Origin of the sequence: Amycolatopsis anabasis (assembly GCF_009765355.1) — a bacterium.
In the GTDB taxonomy this organism is placed as follows: Bacteria; Actinomycetota; Actinomycetes; order Mycobacteriales; family Pseudonocardiaceae; genus Amycolatopsis; species Amycolatopsis anabasis.
Genome location: NZ_VTHK01000039.1, coordinates 1 through 18,295, shown reverse-complemented (window position 1 = coordinate 18,295; position 18,295 = coordinate 1). Strand labels below are relative to the sequence as shown.

The 18,295-nt window shown below is 66.4% G+C and carries 20 protein-coding genes and 1 pseudogene; 13 read left to right on the top strand and 8 right to left on the bottom strand.

The window, feature by feature from the left end; all coding sequences use genetic code 11:
* Window positions 1-202: 202 nt before the first annotated feature.
* Window positions 203-1,564: a flavin monoamine oxidase family protein gene (locus FXO23_RS36275; protein WP_246258235.1), complete on the top strand. Its 1,362-nt coding sequence runs from the start codon at window positions 203-205 to the stop codon at window positions 1,562-1,564.
* A gap of 235 nt (window positions 1,565-1,799) precedes the next feature.
* Here the strand turns inward: FXO23_RS36275 and FXO23_RS36270 are convergent, their stop codons facing one another.
* Both FXO23_RS36270 and FXO23_RS36265 read right to left on the bottom strand, forming a co-directional pair.
* Window positions 1,800-2,570 carry an SDR family NAD(P)-dependent oxidoreductase gene (locus tag FXO23_RS36270; RefSeq protein WP_158890780.1) on the bottom strand — a complete coding sequence of 257 codons (771 nt, stop codon included), beginning with the start codon at window positions 2,568-2,570 and terminating at the stop codon, window positions 1,800-1,802.
* Between the two features lie 554 nt (window positions 2,571-3,124).
* Entirely contained in the window at window positions 3,125-4,039 is a 915-nt protein-coding gene (locus FXO23_RS36265; RefSeq protein WP_158890778.1) for an IS982 family transposase, read from the bottom strand.
* Window positions 4,040-4,048: 9 nt separating this feature from the next.
* Between FXO23_RS36265 and FXO23_RS36260 the strand changes: the two genes are divergently transcribed.
* From FXO23_RS36260 to FXO23_RS36235, 6 genes are all read left to right on the top strand, one after another.
* On the top strand, window positions 4,049-4,204 hold the full coding sequence (locus FXO23_RS36260; RefSeq protein WP_158890776.1) for a hypothetical protein: 156 nt from the start codon (window positions 4,049-4,051) through the stop codon (window positions 4,202-4,204).
* A 360-nt stretch (window positions 4,205-4,564) separates the two neighbouring features.
* Window positions 4,565-4,879, top strand: a complete 315-nt coding sequence (locus FXO23_RS36255) for an SseB family protein (RefSeq protein ID WP_218952256.1) — start codon at window positions 4,565-4,567, stop codon at window positions 4,877-4,879.
* Window positions 4,876-5,229, top strand: a complete 354-nt coding sequence (locus FXO23_RS36250; RefSeq protein ID WP_246258234.1) for a hypothetical protein — start codon at window positions 4,876-4,878, stop codon at window positions 5,227-5,229. The genes FXO23_RS36255 and FXO23_RS36250 overlap by 4 nt, the downstream gene beginning before the upstream one ends.
* Window positions 5,226-6,077, top strand: coding sequence for a putative T7SS-secreted protein (locus FXO23_RS36245; RefSeq protein WP_158890772.1), 852 nt, complete (start codon window positions 5,226-5,228; stop codon window positions 6,075-6,077). The genes FXO23_RS36250 and FXO23_RS36245 overlap by 4 nt, the downstream gene beginning before the upstream one ends.
* A 124-nt stretch (window positions 6,078-6,201) precedes the next feature.
* Window positions 6,202-6,474: a cellulose binding domain-containing protein gene (locus FXO23_RS36240; RefSeq protein WP_158890770.1), complete on the top strand. Its 273-nt coding sequence runs from the start codon at window positions 6,202-6,204 to the stop codon at window positions 6,472-6,474.
* Window positions 6,475-6,494: 20 nt separating this feature from the next.
* The gene (locus FXO23_RS36235; RefSeq protein WP_158890768.1) at window positions 6,495-8,861 is read left to right on the top strand and encodes an nSTAND3 domain-containing NTPase; all 2,367 of its coding nucleotides are present in this window, start codon (window positions 6,495-6,497) and stop codon (window positions 8,859-8,861) included.
* A gap of 366 nt (window positions 8,862-9,227) precedes the next feature.
* Here the strand turns inward: FXO23_RS36235 and FXO23_RS36230 are convergent, their stop codons facing one another.
* From FXO23_RS36230 to FXO23_RS52555, 3 genes are all read right to left on the bottom strand, one after another.
* A complete protein-coding gene (locus tag FXO23_RS36230; RefSeq protein ID WP_158890766.1) occupies window positions 9,228-9,824 on the bottom strand; it encodes a hypothetical protein in 597 nt (198 codons plus the stop codon).
* A gap of 362 nt (window positions 9,825-10,186) precedes the next feature.
* Window positions 10,187-10,450, bottom strand: coding sequence for a hypothetical protein (locus tag FXO23_RS36225; RefSeq protein WP_158890764.1), 264 nt, complete (start codon window positions 10,448-10,450; stop codon window positions 10,187-10,189).
* Window positions 10,447-10,971: a hypothetical protein gene (locus FXO23_RS52555; RefSeq protein ID WP_343034545.1), complete on the bottom strand. Its 525-nt coding sequence runs from the start codon at window positions 10,969-10,971 to the stop codon at window positions 10,447-10,449. Before FXO23_RS52555 ends, FXO23_RS36225 begins: the two co-directional genes overlap by 4 nt.
* Window positions 10,972-11,594: 623 nt before the next feature.
* Between FXO23_RS52555 and FXO23_RS36215 the strand changes: the two genes are divergently transcribed.
* Window positions 11,595-13,091, top strand: a complete 1,497-nt coding sequence (locus FXO23_RS36215; protein ID WP_158890888.1) for a helix-turn-helix transcriptional regulator — start codon at window positions 11,595-11,597, stop codon at window positions 13,089-13,091.
* On the opposite strand, the gene FXO23_RS36210 is transcribed toward FXO23_RS36215, so the two are convergent.
* From FXO23_RS36210 to FXO23_RS36200, 3 genes are all read right to left on the bottom strand, one after another.
* On the bottom strand, window positions 13,080-13,445 hold the full coding sequence (locus tag FXO23_RS36210) for a signal peptidase I (protein WP_425484939.1): 366 nt from the start codon (window positions 13,443-13,445) through the stop codon (window positions 13,080-13,082). The genes FXO23_RS36215 and FXO23_RS36210 overlap by 12 nt on opposite strands.
* Window positions 13,427-14,986 (bottom strand): transcriptional regulator, encoded by a 1,560-nt coding sequence (locus FXO23_RS36205; protein WP_158890760.1) that lies wholly within the window; start codon window positions 14,984-14,986, stop codon window positions 13,427-13,429. Before FXO23_RS36205 ends, FXO23_RS36210 begins: the two co-directional genes overlap by 19 nt.
* Window positions 14,987-15,130: 144 nt before the next feature.
* Window positions 15,131-15,511: a helix-turn-helix domain-containing protein gene (locus tag FXO23_RS36200; RefSeq protein ID WP_158890758.1), complete on the bottom strand. Its 381-nt coding sequence runs from the start codon at window positions 15,509-15,511 to the stop codon at window positions 15,131-15,133.
* Between the two features lie 156 nt (window positions 15,512-15,667).
* Here FXO23_RS36200 and FXO23_RS36195 point away from each other — a divergent pair, with 156 nt between their 5' ends.
* The 5 genes and pseudogenes from FXO23_RS36195 to FXO23_RS36175 form a co-directional block, all read left to right on the top strand.
* Window positions 15,668-15,880 (top strand): helix-turn-helix domain-containing protein, encoded by a 213-nt coding sequence (locus tag FXO23_RS36195; protein WP_158890756.1) that lies wholly within the window; start codon window positions 15,668-15,670, stop codon window positions 15,878-15,880.
* Window positions 15,856-16,191, top strand: coding sequence for a WhiB family transcriptional regulator (locus FXO23_RS36190; RefSeq protein ID WP_158890754.1), 336 nt, complete (start codon window positions 15,856-15,858; stop codon window positions 16,189-16,191). Before FXO23_RS36195 ends, FXO23_RS36190 begins: the two co-directional genes overlap by 25 nt.
* On the top strand, window positions 16,188-16,517 hold the full coding sequence (locus FXO23_RS36185; RefSeq protein WP_158890752.1) for a hypothetical protein: 330 nt from the start codon (window positions 16,188-16,190) through the stop codon (window positions 16,515-16,517). The genes FXO23_RS36190 and FXO23_RS36185 overlap by 4 nt, the downstream gene beginning before the upstream one ends.
* Window positions 16,514-17,215 carry a hypothetical protein gene (locus FXO23_RS36180; RefSeq protein ID WP_158890750.1) on the top strand — a complete coding sequence of 234 codons (702 nt, stop codon included), beginning with the start codon at window positions 16,514-16,516 and terminating at the stop codon, window positions 17,213-17,215. Before FXO23_RS36185 ends, FXO23_RS36180 begins: the two co-directional genes overlap by 4 nt.
* Window positions 17,208-18,295, top strand: a pseudogene (locus tag FXO23_RS36175) (cell division protein FtsK); the annotation flags it as partial. The gene FXO23_RS36180 and the pseudogene FXO23_RS36175, both read left to right, overlap by 8 nt.

Below are 18,295 nucleotides of genomic sequence, written 5' to 3'. Positions count from 1 at the left end.
CTTCCCAGCGGTATCGATCGGCGGTGCGCGGCGCGATGGCCCACAACGCAGCAAACCGCTCAGTTCGCGCGCGAGGACAGGCCGAGGCCCAAGCGGCACCCGGCTGGGGGAGAGCCGGACCGGAACGGGTGTCATCCCCCAGCCGGGCGCACTGTCTCCGCGTCGGAGTCTTCGCCAAGGGCGCTGCCAGCACGATCGCCCGGTGCGGAGTGACGAGAGCGTGCGCGAGCAGCAGTGTGAAGTCGTCGTCATCGGTGCCGGCGCCGCCGGACTGGTCGCCGGATCGACGCTGGCGGAATCGGCCGACGTCGTGGTGCTCGAAGCCGCGGCGAGGCCCGGTGGCCGCGTCGAATCCGTCCGGCACGGGGACTACTGGCTCAACCTCGGCACCCAGTTCACCGAAGGCGGCGGGCCGCTGTTCGAGGTGATGGACCGCTACCGGATCGAGCGGGGCTCGCTCGCCGGCCGGAAGGCGGCGCTGTACCTCAAGGGCCGGATGGTGACCACCGACAGCCCGTCGCTGCTCCTGCTGCGTTCTCGCATGTCGCTCGCCGCCAAGGTGGAGCTGGCGCGGGTCGGCTTGCGGACCAAGTACGCGTACGCCCGGCTCTTCGGGAAGAACGCCAAGGCCGCACGCGCGATGCGGGCCCGCCTCGAATCCCGGTCCGGGGCGGAGGCCCTGATGGCGGGCGTCCGGTCACGTGAGATGACCGCGCTCTTCACCGCCTGGTCCGGCCAGTGGATTGGCTGCGATCCGGAGGAAACCGCGGCGACACAGCTCGCCGTTTCCATCGGAACCGCATTGGAGAAGGCCGCGAAGGTACCGAACTTCGCGCTGCCCGTCGGTGGGAACCAGGCTTTCACCGATGCGCTCGCGGAAGATCTCGGCGACCGGCTGCGGCTGGGCGCCGAGGTGCGGCGGCTCACCTGGACCGATCGCAGCGTGACCGTCGAGTACGCCGACGAGCACGGTCCGGTGCGGCTGACGGCGAAGCGTGCCATCGTCGCGACCCCTGCCGACCGCGCCCTCGCGATCATGCCCGACCTGCCGGACGCCCAGCGCTCGGCGTTGTCCGACATCGAGTACGGCCGGTACATCCTCGCCGGCGTCTTCACCAAGGAGCAGGGCACGCAGCGGTGGGACGACTACTACGGCGTCTCGACGCCGGAGCTGTCTTTCCAGATGGTGTTCAACCATGCTGCGCCGCAGCGTGCCGAAGGCCCTCGCAAACCGGGCGGCGCGCTGGTTTTGCTGTCCGGCGGTTCCTCCGCCGACGCGCTGTGCCGGCTCTCCGACGAAGAGATCGAGGGCGCGTTCCTCCGCGACCTGATCGGGATGTTCCCGGAACTCGACGGCGAGATCGACCGCGTCGTGGTCAAGCGGCAGCCTCGGGTGGTCTCCTACTGGGGACCGGGCAAGCGCGATGCGTCGCAGAAAACCCTGCGTGCTCCGGTCGGCCCGATCTGGTTCGCCGGCGACTACCTCGGCGATCCCTCGCTGGCCACCGCGGCGGCCTCGGGGCAGCGGGCGGCGCGAAAGGCCTTGCAAAGCCTGGAGCCGTGACCAGCGCGGCGCGCCGCGACGACCACACCGCCGCGGCGCGGTGACCGCGGCGGTCTTGCCTGGCGACGACGTGGGGCCGGTCAGAGCCCCATGTCGTGGGCGAACGAGGAGAGGCCGAAGCGGCTGTTCGGCGAGGCAACCGGCTCCGTGGTGCGTTACGCGTCAACGCACCACGGCAGGTGTGCGCAACGAGGCGCACACCTGCCGAATCATCGGGGCCTCGCGGACTCCCGTATCACTGCGCGGAGTAGCCACCGTCGACCACAAGCACCTGGCCGGTCATGAAGTCCGAGGCAGGAGAGGCGAGGAAGATCGCCGGGCCGGCGTACTCCTCGGGCTGCGCGGCGCGGCCCATCGGGGTCTTCTTCCGGACGTAGGAAGCGAGAGCTTCGTCCTCTTTGAGGTTGCCGATCATCGCGGTGTCCACGAAACCCGGCGCGATCGCGTTGACCTGGACTCCGGCCCTGGCCCACTCCAGCGCCACCGCCTTGGTGACCCCGAGGAGTCCGTGCTTGGCGGCGATGTACGCGCTGTTGTCGAGCATGCCGACGAGGCCGAGGACGGAGGCGATGTTGATGACCTTGCCGCCGCCGTCCTTGAGGTACTGCGCCGCCGCCTTGGTCATCACCCAGCAGGACTGCAGGTTGAGCTCGACGACGCGCTGGAAGACCGCGAGGTCGGTTTTCTCGATGGAGGAGTCGTGGTCGTCCGCGGCGTTGTTGACGAGGATATCGAGACCGCCCAGGGTTTCCGCGGCGGAGTGGATGGCGGCCTCGGCGGATTCCGGCGTACGAAGGTCCGTGGCCAGGATGTCGATCTTGCCGGGGGCGTCGGCGGCGAGCGACGCCGTCTCCTTGAGGGCCTCCTCGGTGCGCGCGGCGGCGACCACGTGCGCGCCTGCCCCGGCGAAGGCGAGGGCGATGGCGCGGCCGATACCGCGGCTGGCTCCCGTGACGAGCGCGCGTTTGCCGGTGATGTCGAAAACGTCGGTGGTCGGTGAAGTCATGCGCCGAGGATGTCGGCATCCGCGGGCATCGGCCCCGAACGCGCGGCGAGAAATGCCCGGTTGGGTTATGCCCGGGCGCGCCGCAGCCCGGATACGCCCAGCAGGGTGCCATTGGGGCCCACATGCCTACCGCGATGTACTTGGTTGGTCGTGCGATGGAGTGGGCGCACGAGGCGGGAGACGAGTTGCTGCTGGCGTGGAACTTGTTCCCGCGTAGCCAGGCTGGACTCGCTGGGTGATGGCGTCGCGAGGGCGCTCGACTCGGGGCGGCCGAATCGGCTTGCGTGGCTCTACCGGGATCTCGGTATCCAGATGTGGTACCACGACGAGAAAGAGGCGGTCACCGTGACCACCTCTCTACATGTGTGTCTGAGGGGACTTTGGCCCGAAAACATGCTGTGGACCGCGATTCTGTGCTCGGACGCACAATCTGCTGCAAACCTCGCATTGGGAGGCTGCATGGTCGGGAAGCTACCAGGCGCCAGTCCGGGGGACAAAGGAGGCGGCGTGTTGTGGGAGAGAGAGGCCGCGCCCTAGACGACCTATTCCGGGGGTTAGTGGTCGTAGGCGGTGAGGGACCGGTGGACGGGAGCGCCGGTTTTGCCGTTGTGCCAGATGGCGGTGGTGAGCGCGAGGATGCGCTGGAGCACGCGCACGATCACTCCGGTCGGGGTGTGGCCGCCATGGCGTTCCAGGTCGAGCTGTCCCTTGAAGGTCTGGTTGATCGATTCGATGGTCTGACGCAGCGGCTTGAACAATCGGGCACCGGGCCGTTCGGTCTCGCCTTTGCGGGCCGGACGCGGCAGGTCCAGGCCCTCCTGGGCGAGGACGGCTTCGAACTCGGCGCCGTAATAGTTCTTGTCGGCGATCAGGATCTGGCCCGGGCGGTCCCGGACAAGGTCAGGGTCGGCGGTGAGGATCCCGAGCAGGGTCTGGCGTTCGTCGGCTTTCGCGCCGGTCAACGTGAACCCGACCGGGAGCCCGCCCAGGGTGCACACCAGGTGCAGGCGCAGTCCCCAGAAGTAGCGGGAGTGGGAGGCGCAGTAGCCGTACTCGGCCCACCCGGCCATATCCGAACGGCGCACCGTTTCCTTCGAACGACCGCACTCGACCGGGGTGGAGTCGACCACCCACACGTCATCGGTCCACAAGGTCGTGTCCACGGCCAGCGTCCTGATCACCGTCGTGATCAGCCCAGTGGCCCGCCGCAGTCGCTTGTTGTAACCGGACTGGCCAGGCAGATACCGAAACAGGTGCCCCAGATGCTGATGGGCATGCCGCAGCCAGCGGGCCTCGGAGGTAAACCCGAGCAACGCCTGCATCACCGCCAGCGTCACCAACTCCGCATCGGTCAGCTTCGGGCTGATACCCACCCGTGGCCGCCACGGCGCCAGACACGGCGAGGCCTTCAGCAGATCATCGGTCTTCACGTAGAGTGCGGTCGCGAGGGTGTCCAGGTTGTTCGTCACACAACGATCATGGACACCCTCGCCTACATCTCCACCGCCACACCCCTTGGAATAGGCCGTCTAGGCGTCGCAGCGGTGGACTGGGAGCTGTACGCCGACACGGCGCGGTCACAGCGTCTGGTGCTGCTCGGCTTCGGCGGTCTTGTTGGCGATTGTTCTGGCTGAACTGGACGGGTTGTCAACGCCGAACCTGCTCGAACCCGCCGACGTGTACGCCCTGATCGATTCTCTGGATGACGTCGGCCTATCAGCAGCACGTGCCTTGGTGCCATTCCTGCGGGTGACTCGCGGGCGTGACCAGCGGATTGGGCTTCACTTGGGCTATTCGCCTGAATGAGTGAACCGCCTGTTGGTAGCGGAATGTCGGCGGGCTGTTCCCTACAGTGGCGGCCAGGTGCAGTCGTGGCGCGGGGAGGTGCTGTGCGGGACCACGGTGTGGCCGGGGTTGGTTCACCTGTGCCCGGCGAGCCACCCGTGGTGGCGGCCGCCCGAGATGTTCGGGCGGGACGGTGTCCTGTGGACGACTTGTATGCCGCATTCGTCGAGGCGACGGTGTATGCCCAGCGGCCGGAGCGGCCCGGTGTGCTGGTGGCCGATGTTCCCGGCCGAGGGCTATGGACGGTGGTGTTCTCGCGGTTGGAGCGTCTGGCCGCTTATGCCGGGGAGTGCGAGTACCTGTCCACGACCGGGGCGGATTTTCTGGACCTGGTGCCGGACGGGGTCGCGGTGATGGTTGATCCGGATGACGAGCACCGGTTCCCGGTCCTGGCCGAGCTCATGAGCAAGCTGGATCGACGCGGCGACGTACGCACCCCGTTTGTGAAGGGGAGGCCTCGATGAGTCTGGATGGCCCGGGATTCCATGTGGAGATCGAGGTATTGGAGACTGCCTCGAAGAACATGAGTGACATCGCCCGTGACCAAGACAGTTTCGAACTGCGGGAGCTCTGCGGAGACCCGGCGCTATATGGACATGATGGCGTCCACGCGGCGCTCGCGGAATTTTGCGGGGGCTGGAGTGTGGGCTTGGACGCGCTGTCGGATCGAGCGCAGCGGATGGGTGACTCGCTCGGGGCAGCGGCGAAGGCGTACCGCGAGGCGGAGCGAACCCGCAAGGATGCGCTGACCACCGATCCCGGTGTCGAGGCAGTGGACTCCTCCTCACAAGTCCCGCAGGTGGGCGGGGTATGAGCGCCGAACTCGGCCAGTCCAGCGACCCGAAGGCCCTGATACCGGGCAACCCGGAAGCCGTCTTCGAGAACGCTCGCGTCCTTCGTGCACGGGCACGCTCGGCAACAGCCACCGGGGAGGCGCTTAAGCGCATCGATACCGGTGGCTGGCAGGGGCAGGCGTCGAACAAATGGCACGACGAACACCAGACCGAGGTCCCCCGATGGTTGCAGGGCGGCGACTCACTGGATGCTGGGGCGGCCGTGCTGGAGGACCATGCTCATTGCCTTTCGTGGGCCCAGGGTCAGGCAGCCGAGGCGGTCCGGCTGTGGCAGCAGGGTGAGACCGCGACCCAGCAGGCCAAGGCCGCCCATGAGCACGCTGTCGTGGAAGCGAACGCGCAGACCCAGGCCAACGCCGGCCGCGGTGATCCCACCGTGGTCCAGCCACCGACTTTCACCGATCCCGGAGAAACTCAACGGCAGGCCGCCCGGGACATGCTCAACCGAGCTCGCCAGCAACTGGCCGAAGTGGGTGACCGCACTACCGCGACATTGCATGCCGAAGCCGGCCTCGCATCCCAGGACTCCCAGAAGCAGGCGGACGCGAACTTCTTCGGCGGCATCTGGGACAGCATCAGCGGCCTCGGCGAGGGCATCGCGAACCTCATCACCGACCCAGGCGGCACGGTGGCCGCCATGGCCAGCGCCGTCACACATCCGGTCGATACGCTCAAGGACATCGTCGCCTGGGACGATTGGGCCAACGGCCGCGGAGACCGGGCGCTTGGCAAGATCACCGGTGACATGCTGCTGGGCGTCGCGAGCTTCGGCGTCGGCAAAGTTGCCAAGGACGATCTTGCTCGTTAACCACAACACTTATGCTGCGCTGATCAGGCATGTTAGCTGTTCAGGACGTCGTCGAATCAGGCTCGAGGGCGAGTCTTGTCTTCTGCGACCCGTCTAGCTGGCGTAGAGGAACACCCAGAAGCAAATGGGGCGACGGTTCACCGCGGCGGTCGCCGTCACCAACAAAAGGCAGCGCGCCGCTCTCGACGTGGACGTTGTCCGCTGGCCAGCGGTCTCACATGGCTGGGGCGGCGACTATTCCCATTGCGGCGACCGCGTCACCGTGACGGCCGCGGACTGGAACACGACCCTGGCCCTGGGCAAGACCGTCACGACCGGCTTCAACGGCGACTTCGACCACGGCGACCCGCCGCCGGGCGGCCTCACGCTCAACGGCGCCCGCTGCGACGCTGGCTGACCGCCGGGCAGAATGGGCGGATGGATTCGTTCGACCTGGGACGGCTGAGTGACTATGACTTCGAAGTGGTCTGCCGGGATCTGTTCGAGGAGATCCTGGGCCTGAAGATCGAGATCTTGGCCCGCGGCGCCGACCGCGGGATCGACCTCCGGCACATGACCGGCGACGTCGGCGACGTGGTGATCCAGTGCAAGCACTGGACCCGCAGCGGCCGGGCCAAGCTGCTCGCCCACATGCGCGACAAGGAACGCGCCAAGATCACGGAGCTGCGGCCAGCCCGGTACATACTCGCCACGAGCGTCGAACTGACCGCGGACGCGAAGGACACCCTTCTCAAGGACCTGGCGCCGTACGTCCACAACACGGGCGACCTGTACGGCGCGGAACAGCTCACCGAGGAGCTGCGCAAGCGCCCGGCACTCGTGCAGCGCCATCTCCGGCTGTGGCTGACCAGTACCGCTGTCCTGCAGGCGGTGCTGAACCAGGACACACTGATTCGGTCGGAAGACCTGGTCAGTGAGCTCGACGACGCCGCGACGACGTTCGTCCCGACCCCCACCTTCGACGTGGCCCGGGATCTTCTTGAGCGGGAGTCGGTCTGCCTGCTCGCGGGCATCCCGGGCATCGGCAAGTCGACGATCGCGAAGATGCTCGCCCGCCTCCATCTGGAAAAGGGTTACCAGGTGGTGGACGTGACGCAGGAAATCGGCGAAATCGACAAAATGTGGCTCCCCAAAACTCCGCAGCTGTTCTTCTACGACGATTTCTTGGGCGAAATCGCCCTCGACCACCACCTCGGGAAGAACGAGGACCGCCGGCTGCTCGGGGTCCTGCGCCGGATCCGGAAGACGCCGGGGAAACTGCTGGTTCTCACCACACGCGAGTACATCCTCCGGGAGGCCAAGCACCGCCACGAGACCCTGGACGACGGCGACCTCGAACCGCTGACGTGCGATGTCGGGACGGATGCTTACAGCGTGGAGATCCGCGCCAGCATCCTGTACAACCACGTCTACTACTCCGAGATCTCGGCCGCTGAGAAGCGGAAGTTCGCCGTCCCGTCGCAGTGGCGCGATCTCCTCTGGCACCGCAACTTCAGTCCCCGGCTCGTGGCGAACACCCTGCGCCTCGCCGGCCGCGACGGCACCGAGGAAGTAGCCGAAGCCCTGCTCCTCAACTTCGAGAACCCGGAGCGAATCTGGGCACGCGTCATCGAACAGCAGCTCGACGCTTCCGCCGTCCACCTGCTTGAGGTGCTGTTCACCTTCGGCCGGGCCACGGAACTCGACGATCTCCACGACGCCTGGCGCAGCTATCGAATCGCCCTTAGACAATCGGACGACCGCCGGCAGTTCCACGACGCGGTGAAAGTGCTCGACGGCTCGATGATCGAAACCTTGCGCCGGTTCGACCCGACCGGGTTCGAGTCTGAAGCCGCACCCGTCATCGCAACCTTCCACAACCCATCCATTCGTGACTATCTGCTGAGCCGTGTCCAATCGAAGCTGGTCTCCTTCGACAAGCTGCTCGGGACTATCACCGACGCTTCACGTCTTCACCACCTGGTCTCACTTGCTTCCCTTCGCCCCCAGAGCGTCCTGCGGGACGCGTTGCGCACCCGCGCCGACGACCTGACGGACTTGTTCCTCCGCGAATACGCAGAAACCGAGAGACCGTCCTTCGAGGAGGCGCTGGAAGACGACTGGGGCGACGAAGACGAGGACGGCAGCTGGACGAACGACCTGGACCACTACCTGAAGGTCGCGATCGTCATCGACTCCCCCGTCCTGGCCGGATTCGTCGCGGACAAGATCGAGAACGCGGATTCCGTCCGGATCGGCGACTGCGAACCGAGTCATCTCGCCACCCTCGCAGCCCACCTCGCGGCGACCGAGCTGATCCCGGGGGAGCAACGCCTTCGGCTGGGGCACAAGCTGCTCGACGAGGCGATTGCCGATCGGTGGCGCGCGCAAGGCCAGCTGGGGTATCTGTGGTCGGACCTCACCGAGTTGGCGGAGCTGCTGACCGACCTGAAGGTACCGGGAGCGCCCGAGCGCCTGCAGACGATCCACGAGGACATGACCGACGTGGTGCACGGCGAACTCCGTGCATGGCTGGCCGACGAGCTGGCACAGAGGGCATACACAGCCCGTTACGGCAACTGGTGGGATCTGGCGGAGGTCTTGTCGTTCATCGAGCCTGAAGACCTGCCCGAAGACCTGCGTCCCGCGTACGTCATTGCGACGACCGCGGCCCAGGCAGGCATTTCGGCCGGGACCCCGACGCCGAAAGCTGGAGAGGCGCCGTTGACGAACAGGCCGCCCGTTCATGTCGCCGAGCCGTCTCTCGACGAGACGCTTCGCAGCCTGCTCGAAAACCTCGACTAACTCAGGACTTCCCGCATGAAGTCCACCAGCCAGTGCTGCCCCGGGCTGCGGGGTGCGCGGGTGCCGCGTGTAGACCGACACCTGGGCCGGCTCGACCTCGAACGGCAGCTCGAACAGCTGGACCCGGTGCTCGGCCGCGAACATCGCGGCCACCAGTCGGCGGGACCATCGCCACCAGCTCGCTGTCCTGGACCAGGTACGGCAGCGCCGCGAACCGCGTGACCTTCAAGACTACGTGATCGAGGAGGACGTTGGCCAGGAGGTCGTGACGGGAACGATCTTGCTCGTTAACCACACGTCTCTACATGACGTCGTGAAGAGAGTTTCTTGGATGGCAGTCCAAACCTGCTGATCTTCGTCGGCGCGCTATGTTCGCCGCACGAACTTAGCCAGCCTGACCGACGCGTCGACAACGAGCCAGATGCTCAGCAAGGTCGCCAGAATCACGATCCCGAATTCCAGCCCGCCGAGCATCCGGTCGGACGATTTGAGAAGGGCCGGAAAACGTGCCCACCAATAGACCGCGAGAACCAGGACAGCGACGACGACACGGACGACCAAGGATGGAATCGGCGTGCCGACCACGTCGCCGGAGTCGATGTCGGCCCTCGACGACTCCTGGAACTTTTTTGCGCTCAACTCGAAGCTGTTGTTCGGTCCATCTTGGATCTTCCATGCCTCGTAGGACTCGACGACGGCGCTGTAGTGATCACTTGTCTTCTTGGTGCCGACAATTTCGATGTGAGCGAGAGCCTCGAGCATCTTGTCTCGCAGCCTCATGTGGTCGTCGACGGTCTCGCAGCGCGGGATCTTCGCCAAGCAGGCGAAGCCGCGCGCATAGGCATCGCGCATGAGGTCCTGATGTTTTGCTCGTTTGGCTTGGTAAGCAGTCACCATTGGTGCGACCAGGGTGCCAGTAAGGCCGACGGTCGCGCCGAGGAGCGCTGCGGTCGCCGCGTCCACCCTCGCTCCCTTCCGTCGATCAACGGGGTGATGGTTAGTCGCAAGACGACGGTCTTACGTTTCATTGGCTAGAGCCATCGGTTACTAGCAACACGAGTCGCTGTGCGCATGGCAGCGAACGCCACGAACGCTGTCACGAAAGTTGTCACAAAATTGGCCGTCACAACCAGTCCCTCGAGCCGTCACGCTAGCTGTGACGGTTGCCAGTGTGTGTTGACCTGGGGAAACGTCATTTGTGACGGCTGTGGCGGATGCCTCGGGACCCGTCACAAGCAGGCTTGAGCGGCCGTCTGTGGCCATTTTCGAGGCGTGTCAGACGAGCCGTCACACTCCGGCGACTGCGCGGCAGCCCGTGAGTTGGGCTATACGGCGTCGGCTACGGCGTTGATCACGTCCTTGGCGTCCATGATCTTCGAGAACAGCGCGTCGGCCATCTGGATACCTTCCTGGATCACGGCGATCGCCGGATCGACATTCTGGTTCGCCGAGCCGGTCATCAAGGCGGCAAGGCTCGCGCGTGCCTGCTGCAAGCCTTGCTGCGCTAATGCCGCGCCGTCGTCCGGCCCTTGTTCAAGCGCCTGCGCCACTGCGCGAACGGCGGCCTTGAGTTCCTCGACGCCGCTCACGTGTCCCACTCACCAGCGCGCAACACGAGTGCTTGGGCCAGGTCCGTGAGCTGATCGGCGAGGCGGCGTATGTCGTCGGCTTGTCCGGGGCCGGGATAGAACAGGTCCGTGTACAGGTGGCGCAGGCGGATCTCCGCCCGGCGGGCCGCGTCGAGCAGTTCTCGATCCGTCAACCTCCGTCGCCGCCGCAGTACGGAGATGCCCGCGCTCACGTCGTCGATCTGCTGGGCGAGACGTTCCACCAAGCGCTCGATCGCGGCCAACCGCTCCGACACGTCGTCCGCGACCGGCGGGAGTTCCTCGGCTGGCGAGGGGATGCGGCTCAAGCACACTTCGCACGGTGCCCCGGTCACCCGCAGGAGCCCCTCGAGGTCGCCACGTAAGAAGTGTGCCTTGCAGAGCGCGGTCAACTCCTCGGGGATGGGCTCGTCGGTGGGCACGGGGAACAGGTGCACGACTCGCTTGGTCTCGCCGACCGTGCCCGGCAATGGCCTCGCGATGAACAACCCTTGGCGGCTCACCGGACACCGCTCCCAGAGGTGGAACCGGTAGACGCGGAAACCATCGGGGTGGAGTCCGCGCCTACCGGGGGTGAGGCCCGGCCGTCCCGCTGAGAGGCGGATGCCACAAGGAGGAGGCGTGGCGACGGGACGGCCGGGGGCTTGTGCGGCTGAAACAACCGGCGGAGTCGGCTCGGCTTGCGGTGACGGTGCGGGCGCATCCGCGCCTCAACGAGGGGCCTCGAGGCAATCGCCCGCAGGTAGACGGAGCAGCGCGGGCACCGCGTGCCCGGCGGAAGCAAGGTGGAGCCGATCAAGACTTGGTGCCCGCAGATCGCGTCATAGCGTCCGTGCCCATCGTGCAGGCCGCGGGCGAAGTTCTCGTCTCTCACCGCGTGGTCGAGCCCGTCGATCACGCACCGGTACCACTGGACGTAGACCTGTCGAACAGGACGCGGCAGTAGTGAGTTGTGCTTGCCGCCGGTCACGCTCGCTCCTCTGATCGCCGGATGTGTCGAAATCATCCAATCCGGAGTGTGCGGGTATACCCAGGGCGGAAACGGCGGAGTTTTGTCACAGGGACGTCGCAGTCCACGCATCTAACTGCTAATACTGGTGCTAGGCTGATGTTCCAGTCGGTATGGATGAGGTGTTCGGTGGTCAGCTTTCGACGACGGACAGAGCTAGTTTCAGCTCGCAAGGCGGCTGGACTGACTCAGGAGAAGCTCGCGGAGGTCATGCGCGTCGATCGGTCCACGGTGATCCGTTGGGAAGCCGGTGACTACGCGCCGCTTCCGTTCCAGTGGCCGAAGCTGGCGAAGGTGCTCGGGCGGTCGACGGACGAGCTGCGGCGGCTCATCGAGGTGCTCCCGGCTCCGGCGCCGAAGATGGAGGGCTGGTCCGAGCTTGAGCCTGCGTTCGGCTGGCTGGACCGGCATGTCGGTTGGAGTCCAGGTACGACCCGCGGACGGGTCCAAGCCCGGGTGCCAGTGGATCGGCGCGCCCGGCTGGCGGTCGGTCGAGGGCGCCTTGCCGAAGCGTTGGCGGATTACTACGGCCAACCGCCTTCTGGGCATTCGATGTACCGGGCTCGCTTTGGGGACGCTGCGGTGCAGACCAGCATCCTGACTCGTCCAGAGTGGACGGACTTGGCGTGTCCGTTGGCTCCTGAATGCGATCGGCTCGCGTTGTTGCCCGACGTCGAACGGCCGGGCCACGGCGTCGACGAGAGCGCCGCGGTTCGGCGGCTGGCGGAAGCTGCGGCGGATGACGTGCGGATCGCGGACGTGCCGATCTACCGGCTATTGGAGCTTGAGGCCGGACGCGGGGCCGTCGTGGGCAAGGTCGGGTTGGTCCCGTTCGTTCAGTACGCCTTGAGCGTGGATCTGCTGGAGCGCGAGCTGGGCGATAGCTTGGTGGCCGGGAGGCGCCTGCGGCCTGGGGATGTGCCGTTGCGGGACAAGTACTTGCCGGACTTCGCGGCGGTGCTCGATCTGGCCGGGCGGTTGTGCGCGGGTGGGGTTCTGGCGTTGACGGCGATCGCGCGGCCTGCCGATCCGTACTGCGGTGGGGCGGACTACCTGTTGCTCGTCCAGGAGCGTTCTGGACGCGTGCTTAACGCGGCGGGCAGGTTGGCGGTCATCCCCAAGGCGTTCCATCGGCCCTTGGTGGATCACCGCGCGGACGCGCGGATCGGGGCGACGCTGCGGCGCGAACTGGAGAAGGAGCTGTTCGGGCGCGCTGACGTCGACAACACTGCGGGCGGACAGCGCGCGGCCGACCCGATGCACCCGAGCAGGCTGTCGGCGCCGATGCGTTGGCTGGCCGAGCAACCTGGACGGTTGCGGATGGAGTGCACCGGGTTCGGTTTCAACCTGGTCAGCGGAAATTATGAGTTCGCCAGTTTGGTTGTGATCGAGGACGACGAATTTTGGTCGCGGTTCGGTGGTGACATTGAAGCGAATTGGGAATCGGCTGATCTGCGGCGATATTCGACCCTTGACAGCGATCTGATCAGCGGATTGATTGTGGATGAAGCCTGGAGCAATGAAGGGCTGTTTGCCCTGCTTCAGGGGTTGGGTCGACTTGGCCAAATAGGCCGGGATCGAGTGAAGATTCCCGCCGTGGAGTTAGGTTGCTGAAGGCCAGCGGACGGTCATGACGACGGAATCGGACAAAGCTTCCCAGGAATGATCAATTCCCGGTCCCCACATGACATAGTCGCCTTGGCGCGTCATGGTCTTGGTGCCGCCGGTGACGTCGACGCGAAACTCGCCGGAGATGAGGAGGACGAGTGTGGTGCGTTGGTCGTCGGAGGTCCATTCGGGTCGCTTGTCGCCTGCGGGGTGGTTGGCCCACTTGACTTCTACGTCCTTGGACGAGCGCACACCCTGCGACGGGTCGATGAAGTGGCCGATCAGCCAGCCGCGCGTGTCGGTCGCGTCCTCGTTGGCGTTTCCGGCAGTCCACCCGTCACTCACTGGCTGATCTCCCATTCGATTCGTGGTAAATTCACGCGCGCTCCGCCGATTTCCGCGAGGCGTCGAAGTCCTTGCATCATGGCGAACAGTCCTTCATTGCTCCACGCTACATCACCCAGTAAGTCCGTGACGAGTTCCGGATCGAGAGTTGAATACTGGTGAAGCGTGGACGATTCCCAGTTGGCTTCAATCACGCCGCCGAATCGTGTCCAGAATTCTTCGTCGTCGATCACGATAAGACTGGCGAATTCGTAGTTCCCGCTCACCAGGTTCAGGCCGAAACCGGTGCACTCCATCCGGAGACGTCCGGGTTCGGCGAGTAGCCAGCGCATGGGTTCGGAAAGCCTGCTCGGGTGCATCGGGTCGGCCGCGACCATCTCGTTGAGAGTGCTGTCGACGTCGGGACGTCCGAAGAGTTCTTCCTCCATCTCCCGCCGGAGCGTTGCGCCGACCTGGCCGTCTCGGCGGAGGTCGTTGAGCGGCTGGTGGAAGCACTTGGGGATGACGGCCAGGCGGCGAGCGGCGTTGAGAACCTGGCTGGAACGCTCCTGGACGAGCAGGACGTAGTCCGCCGCTCCGCGGTACGGGTCGGCCGGGCGAGCGATCGCGGTGAGTGCGAGGGCGCCGCCAGCGCAGAGCCGCGCGCCGGTATCCAGCACGGAGCGCAGGTCGGGCAGATAGCGGTCACGCAGAGGCAACGACGGCGAACCGCTGGCGATGGCGTCGACGAGTTCGCTCTCGAGCAGGTCCATGGTCAGGGCGTAGTGCACGAAGTGCGTGATGCCGAACGACCCGCCGAGGTGGTGTTCACGGATGTTGGTCTGCGCGAGGCGGTAGATCGGGCCGTTCACGAGCCGGGTGTTCATGGACAGCGTCTCGGCCAACCGCTGAACAGCGACGTCCGCAGCGTGCTCGTCGAGTTCGAGGTCAGCTTCTGGGGCGCGGGTCGCGACGGTGAGCCGGTCGTACTGCGGCCGGAGTTCGCAGTCCAGGTCGAGCCAATTCGGGCAGGTCAGGACGCTGGTGTTCACGGCAAGCTCGCCACAGTGGCCGCCGTACAGGCCGTGGTCGTCGAGGTGGTTGCCGTAGTAGGCGGTCAGCGCGTCCAAAACATCACGCTGGCTGACCCATGTTCGCCGGGTTGCGCGGTCGTGAAGAGCGTGGGGGTCGACCATTGTGACTCGGGACGCGACGGTGCGACGGCTGGTGCCTGGGGACCAGTGCGCATGCCGGTCGAGCCATTCGAGAGCTGCGCCGATGTGCGGGTCAGCGGCAAGTCGGCGGTCGGCTTCCGAGGTGTCCGGCGCCGTGCTGGACTCTGCCGACCCGTCGATGAGTTCATCGAATCGGGCGCGCTCGGCGTCGGATGCGCGCTGGAGAGCGGTGTCCAGGACCTGTTGCATCTCGGACTGAGGGCGTAGTCCTGGCTTCTGGTGCCAGGACGCCACGGTGCGCGCGCCGATTCCGAGCTTTTCCGCGAATTTCTCGTTGCTCAGCCGTAAGGCGGCTTGAAGCGCTGAAGCTGATCGCCCAGTCCATTCGCCTGCGCGGCTCATCGGCGCTCCGCAATGCGGGAATGCACTGGATATGCGGTGCTTGTGCACTGCTCCTGCACTGGTTGTGCATGGGATCGGGCGCCGATTCGGCCTTGAATCTCAGGTATGGAAATTACCTGGTTCACCAGCCCGAATCGCCCGCGGCTAACGCTTCGAGCGGACATGCTCGACCACGGTCGCGAGGTTCGACTGAACGTCTTCCAGCCGCTCGGTGATCTCGAGCAGGCGTTGCTCGAGCGCGTCCAGCCGGGACCACAGTTCGTGGCCGTCGTCGGCCGGCTCGTCCGGGTGCGGCGGTGTGCGGTTTTGCAGTACCGCCAAGAGGTGTTGCGGGTGCCAGCCGAGCGTCGTCGAGAGCGCTTCGAGCGTACGAGCGCTCCGGCGCCGCTCCACGGTGTGGTGCTGCAGCTCGCGCACGATCGCCTGCGAGACGTGCGATCGCTCGGCCAGCTCGCGTTGCCGCCAGCCGAGTTCGTTCACGCGCATGTCGATCGCCTTCGCGACCGCCGCCCAATCTTCCGACACGTATTCCTCCGCGCTCCGCCTCAGCGCCGAGATTAGCGGTTCGTTGAGCTTTCACCACGTCGCCTAGCGCATTGCCAGCGGCGCGTCGGACAAACGCGCTCTCGGCAGCGCTGAAATCAACAACATAGTATTGAAATCATCAGATTGGTCTTCCTTATGAACACGCAAACGACTTTCCACACCATTCAGCAAGCCGCCTGGATTCTGGGCGTCTCCCGCTCGGCCGTGAGCCGGGCGATCCGGACGGGAGAGCTGCGGGCGACCCGCTGCCGCTCCGGTCTGCGGGTGTCGTCGATCGAGCTGGCTCGGCTGCTCGGCACCCAGAAGCAGGACGGAGGTGCGGCATGTACGCCGATGACCTCTGGCTGATCGGTATCGCGTGGCGGCTGGACCGCCTGCGGTGGGTTCCCTCGCACGTCCTGACCGATGTCGTGACCAGCGAAGGCGCTTGTATGTGGCCGTCGCCGGGCAGCGAACCGCCGGAAGCACGGACCGACAGCGAGTTGGCGAAGCGGTTGTGCGGCGGCTGCCCGGCCCAGGACGAGTGCCTCGAGCTGGAGCTGCGCACGGCGGGCGCGGCGACGGTTGGCGTCTGGGGCGGGATGACCGACGACGACCGTCGGGCGCTTCACCCGCACTGGCTGCGACGCGGCGAGCGAGCCGAGCGGGGGCCGCGATGAACGGCATCAGCGTGACGCCGACGCAGATCATCGCCGGAGTGGGCGTGCTGCTCGTGCTGTTCTGGGTATGGCGGGCCGGTGCTCGCCGGGCGAAGGCCGCCGCGGAAGCGGCGCGTAGTGGAGCGCGACTGGTCTCGCTGGTCGGCCGTGTGCTGTTCAACGCCGCGTTGATCGTGGCCGTTCAGTGGGTCGTCATCACACATCCGGGCAATCGGTGGTTGCTGCTCGCGGTGCTCGGGCTCCCCGCTCTGTTCGCGTCCTACGCGCTGACCAGGGCGATGACCGTGACCACGGTCGACAGCTCGAAGCGGGGTGGTCGCCGATGACGCGGGCGCAACGGCTGGCCCAGGACGCAGCCGAGGCCGCGGAGCTGCGGGCGTACCAGACCGATCCGGACGTCGTGGCGCTGCGGATCGAGCGGGTTCGTCGGCAGGTCGATTGGATGTGCTGGACCGGGATCGTGCTCGGGCTGGCTTTCACGATGACCAACGTCCAGACCTTCGCGTCAGCTGGGACACGGCCGTGGTCGTTGCCCTGGCTCGCCGCGTGGGTGCTGGACCCGACAGTTTCGCTTGTGCTGCTGGCGATTCTTCGCGCCGAGCAGGTGACTGCGCGGTACCAGGTTCGGACCGGTGCCTGGGTCCGGCGGGCGAAGTGGTTCACGTTGGCTGCTACGTACGTCATGAACACGTGGGCGTCCTATGCGGATGGCGAGCCTGCGGCGATCGTGCTGCACTCCGTGCCGCCGCTGGTCGTGTTCGCCGCGGTTGAGGCGATCACCGATCTGCGGGACAAGCTGACCGATGCCGTGATGGTAGCGGCCGGTGAACGGCGAAGCGTTCACGGCGAGTCCGTGAACGCGGGGCGTCGGAAGCTGTTCGCGGACTACCTGGCTGACGCTCGGGCGAGTTGGACACCGGACGTCGCGATCACGCCAGCGTGGGTTCGGCAGGTGACGGGGTGCTCGCGCGGGCTGTCTCCCAAGCTGGCCCGGGCGTTGCTCGCGGAGGTGGCCGATGACTGAGTCGGACGCCTTGCCGGTGAAGGCCGATCCGGTGCTGGACGGCGAGTTGATCGACGACACATTGCCGCAACCACGTCGGCGAGAGCGGCGGCGGAACCGCTTCGTGTTGTGGTGGCTGCACTCGCCGCGGGTGCCGTTGTGGCTGAAGAGCAAGCCACAGGCCGTTCAGGCTGCGAAGGACGCCGTGGTGTGGGTAGTGCTGTCGCCCTTGCGGTTCCTCGGCGCGGTTGTGCGCGGTGTCGTGGTCGGCGCGCGGTGGTGGCGCGGCTGGGTCACCGTGCGGGACTACCGCACAGCGGCTGAGGAGTCGGAGAAGCTCGCCGACAAGTTCACGGAGATCCGAGCGCTCACGCTGTTCCGGTGGAAGGTGACGGGCGTAGTGCTCGCCCTCGCGGCCGTGGCGGTCGCGGTGGTGAACTTGGTGTACGGGAACGATCCACTGTGGATCGGCGGAGCCGCCGCGTCCGTGGCGCTGGCGATTCTGGGCCGCCGCAAGGACGGCAGCCCAGGGCGGAAACCCGCGCTCGCCGGGCCGCGCACGTTGACCTGGACGATGGACCCGCAAGTTTTGGTGGACGCGTTCCGGGACGCGAAGCTGATCGGCAAGGACGAGTCGCTCCGACTGGTCGAACGGGCGACTCGAGTCGGCGACGGGTGGGCCGTCACGGTCGACTTGCCCGCGACGCGCAAGGCAGCCGACGTCGTGAAGAACCGCGAAGCGCTCGCGTCGGCGTTGGCGGTCGATGAGGTCCAGCTCATTGTCGAACGGGTGCGCGGAAACGGCGGGCATGCGGGGCGTGTGTCGATGTGGGTGGCCGATGAAGACCCGTACGCCTCGCCGCCGCTGCGGACACCGCTCCTCGGCGTGACGCGGTGGGACGCGTGGCGACCGGTGCCGTTCGGCCGGGACGCGCGGGACCGGCGGATTGACCTGCCGCTGGTGTGGACGTCGCTGCTCGTCGGGGCGATTCCTCGGCAGGGCAAGACGTTCGCGGCGCGGCTCGCGGCGGCCGGGTTGATCCTGGACGCGTGGGTTCGGCTGTACGTGGCGGATTTCAAGGCCGGGAAGGACTGGGATGC

Bases quoted from the DNA above. Each gene is read 5' to 3' on its own strand.
- FXO23_RS36245 (WP_158890772.1), top strand. From the start codon at position 5,226: ATGAGCGCCGAACTCGGCCAGTCCAGCGACCCGAAGGCCCTGATACCG.
- FXO23_RS36195 (WP_158890756.1), top strand. From the start codon at position 15,668: ATGAACACGCAAACGACTTTCCACACCATTCAGCAAGCCGCCTGGATT.
- FXO23_RS36250 (WP_246258234.1), top strand. From the start codon at position 4,876: ATGAGTCTGGATGGCCCGGGATTCCATGTGGAGATCGAGGTATTGGAG.
- FXO23_RS36215 (WP_158890888.1), top strand. From the start codon at position 11,595: ATGAGGTGTTCGGTGGTCAGCTTTCGACGACGGACAGAGCTAGTTTCA.
- FXO23_RS36180 (WP_158890750.1), top strand. From the start codon at position 16,514: ATGACGCGGGCGCAACGGCTGGCCCAGGACGCAGCCGAGGCCGCGGAG.
- FXO23_RS36210 (WP_425484939.1), bottom strand. From the start codon at position 13,445: ATGGGAGATCAGCCAGTGAGTGACGGGTGGACTGCCGGAAACGCCAAC.
- FXO23_RS36260 (WP_158890776.1), top strand. From the start codon at position 4,049: ATGGACACCCTCGCCTACATCTCCACCGCCACACCCCTTGGAATAGGC.
- FXO23_RS36190 (WP_158890754.1), top strand. From the start codon at position 15,856: ATGTACGCCGATGACCTCTGGCTGATCGGTATCGCGTGGCGGCTGGAC.
- FXO23_RS36205 (WP_158890760.1), bottom strand. From the start codon at position 14,986: ATGAGCCGCGCAGGCGAATGGACTGGGCGATCAGCTTCAGCGCTTCAA.
- FXO23_RS36185 (WP_158890752.1), top strand. From the start codon at position 16,188: ATGAACGGCATCAGCGTGACGCCGACGCAGATCATCGCCGGAGTGGGC.
- FXO23_RS36240 (WP_158890770.1), top strand. From the start codon at position 6,202: ATGGGGCGACGGTTCACCGCGGCGGTCGCCGTCACCAACAAAAGGCAG.
- FXO23_RS36270 (WP_158890780.1), bottom strand. From the start codon at position 2,570: ATGACTTCACCGACCACCGACGTTTTCGACATCACCGGCAAACGCGCG.
- FXO23_RS36235 (WP_158890768.1), top strand. From the start codon at position 6,495: ATGGATTCGTTCGACCTGGGACGGCTGAGTGACTATGACTTCGAAGTG.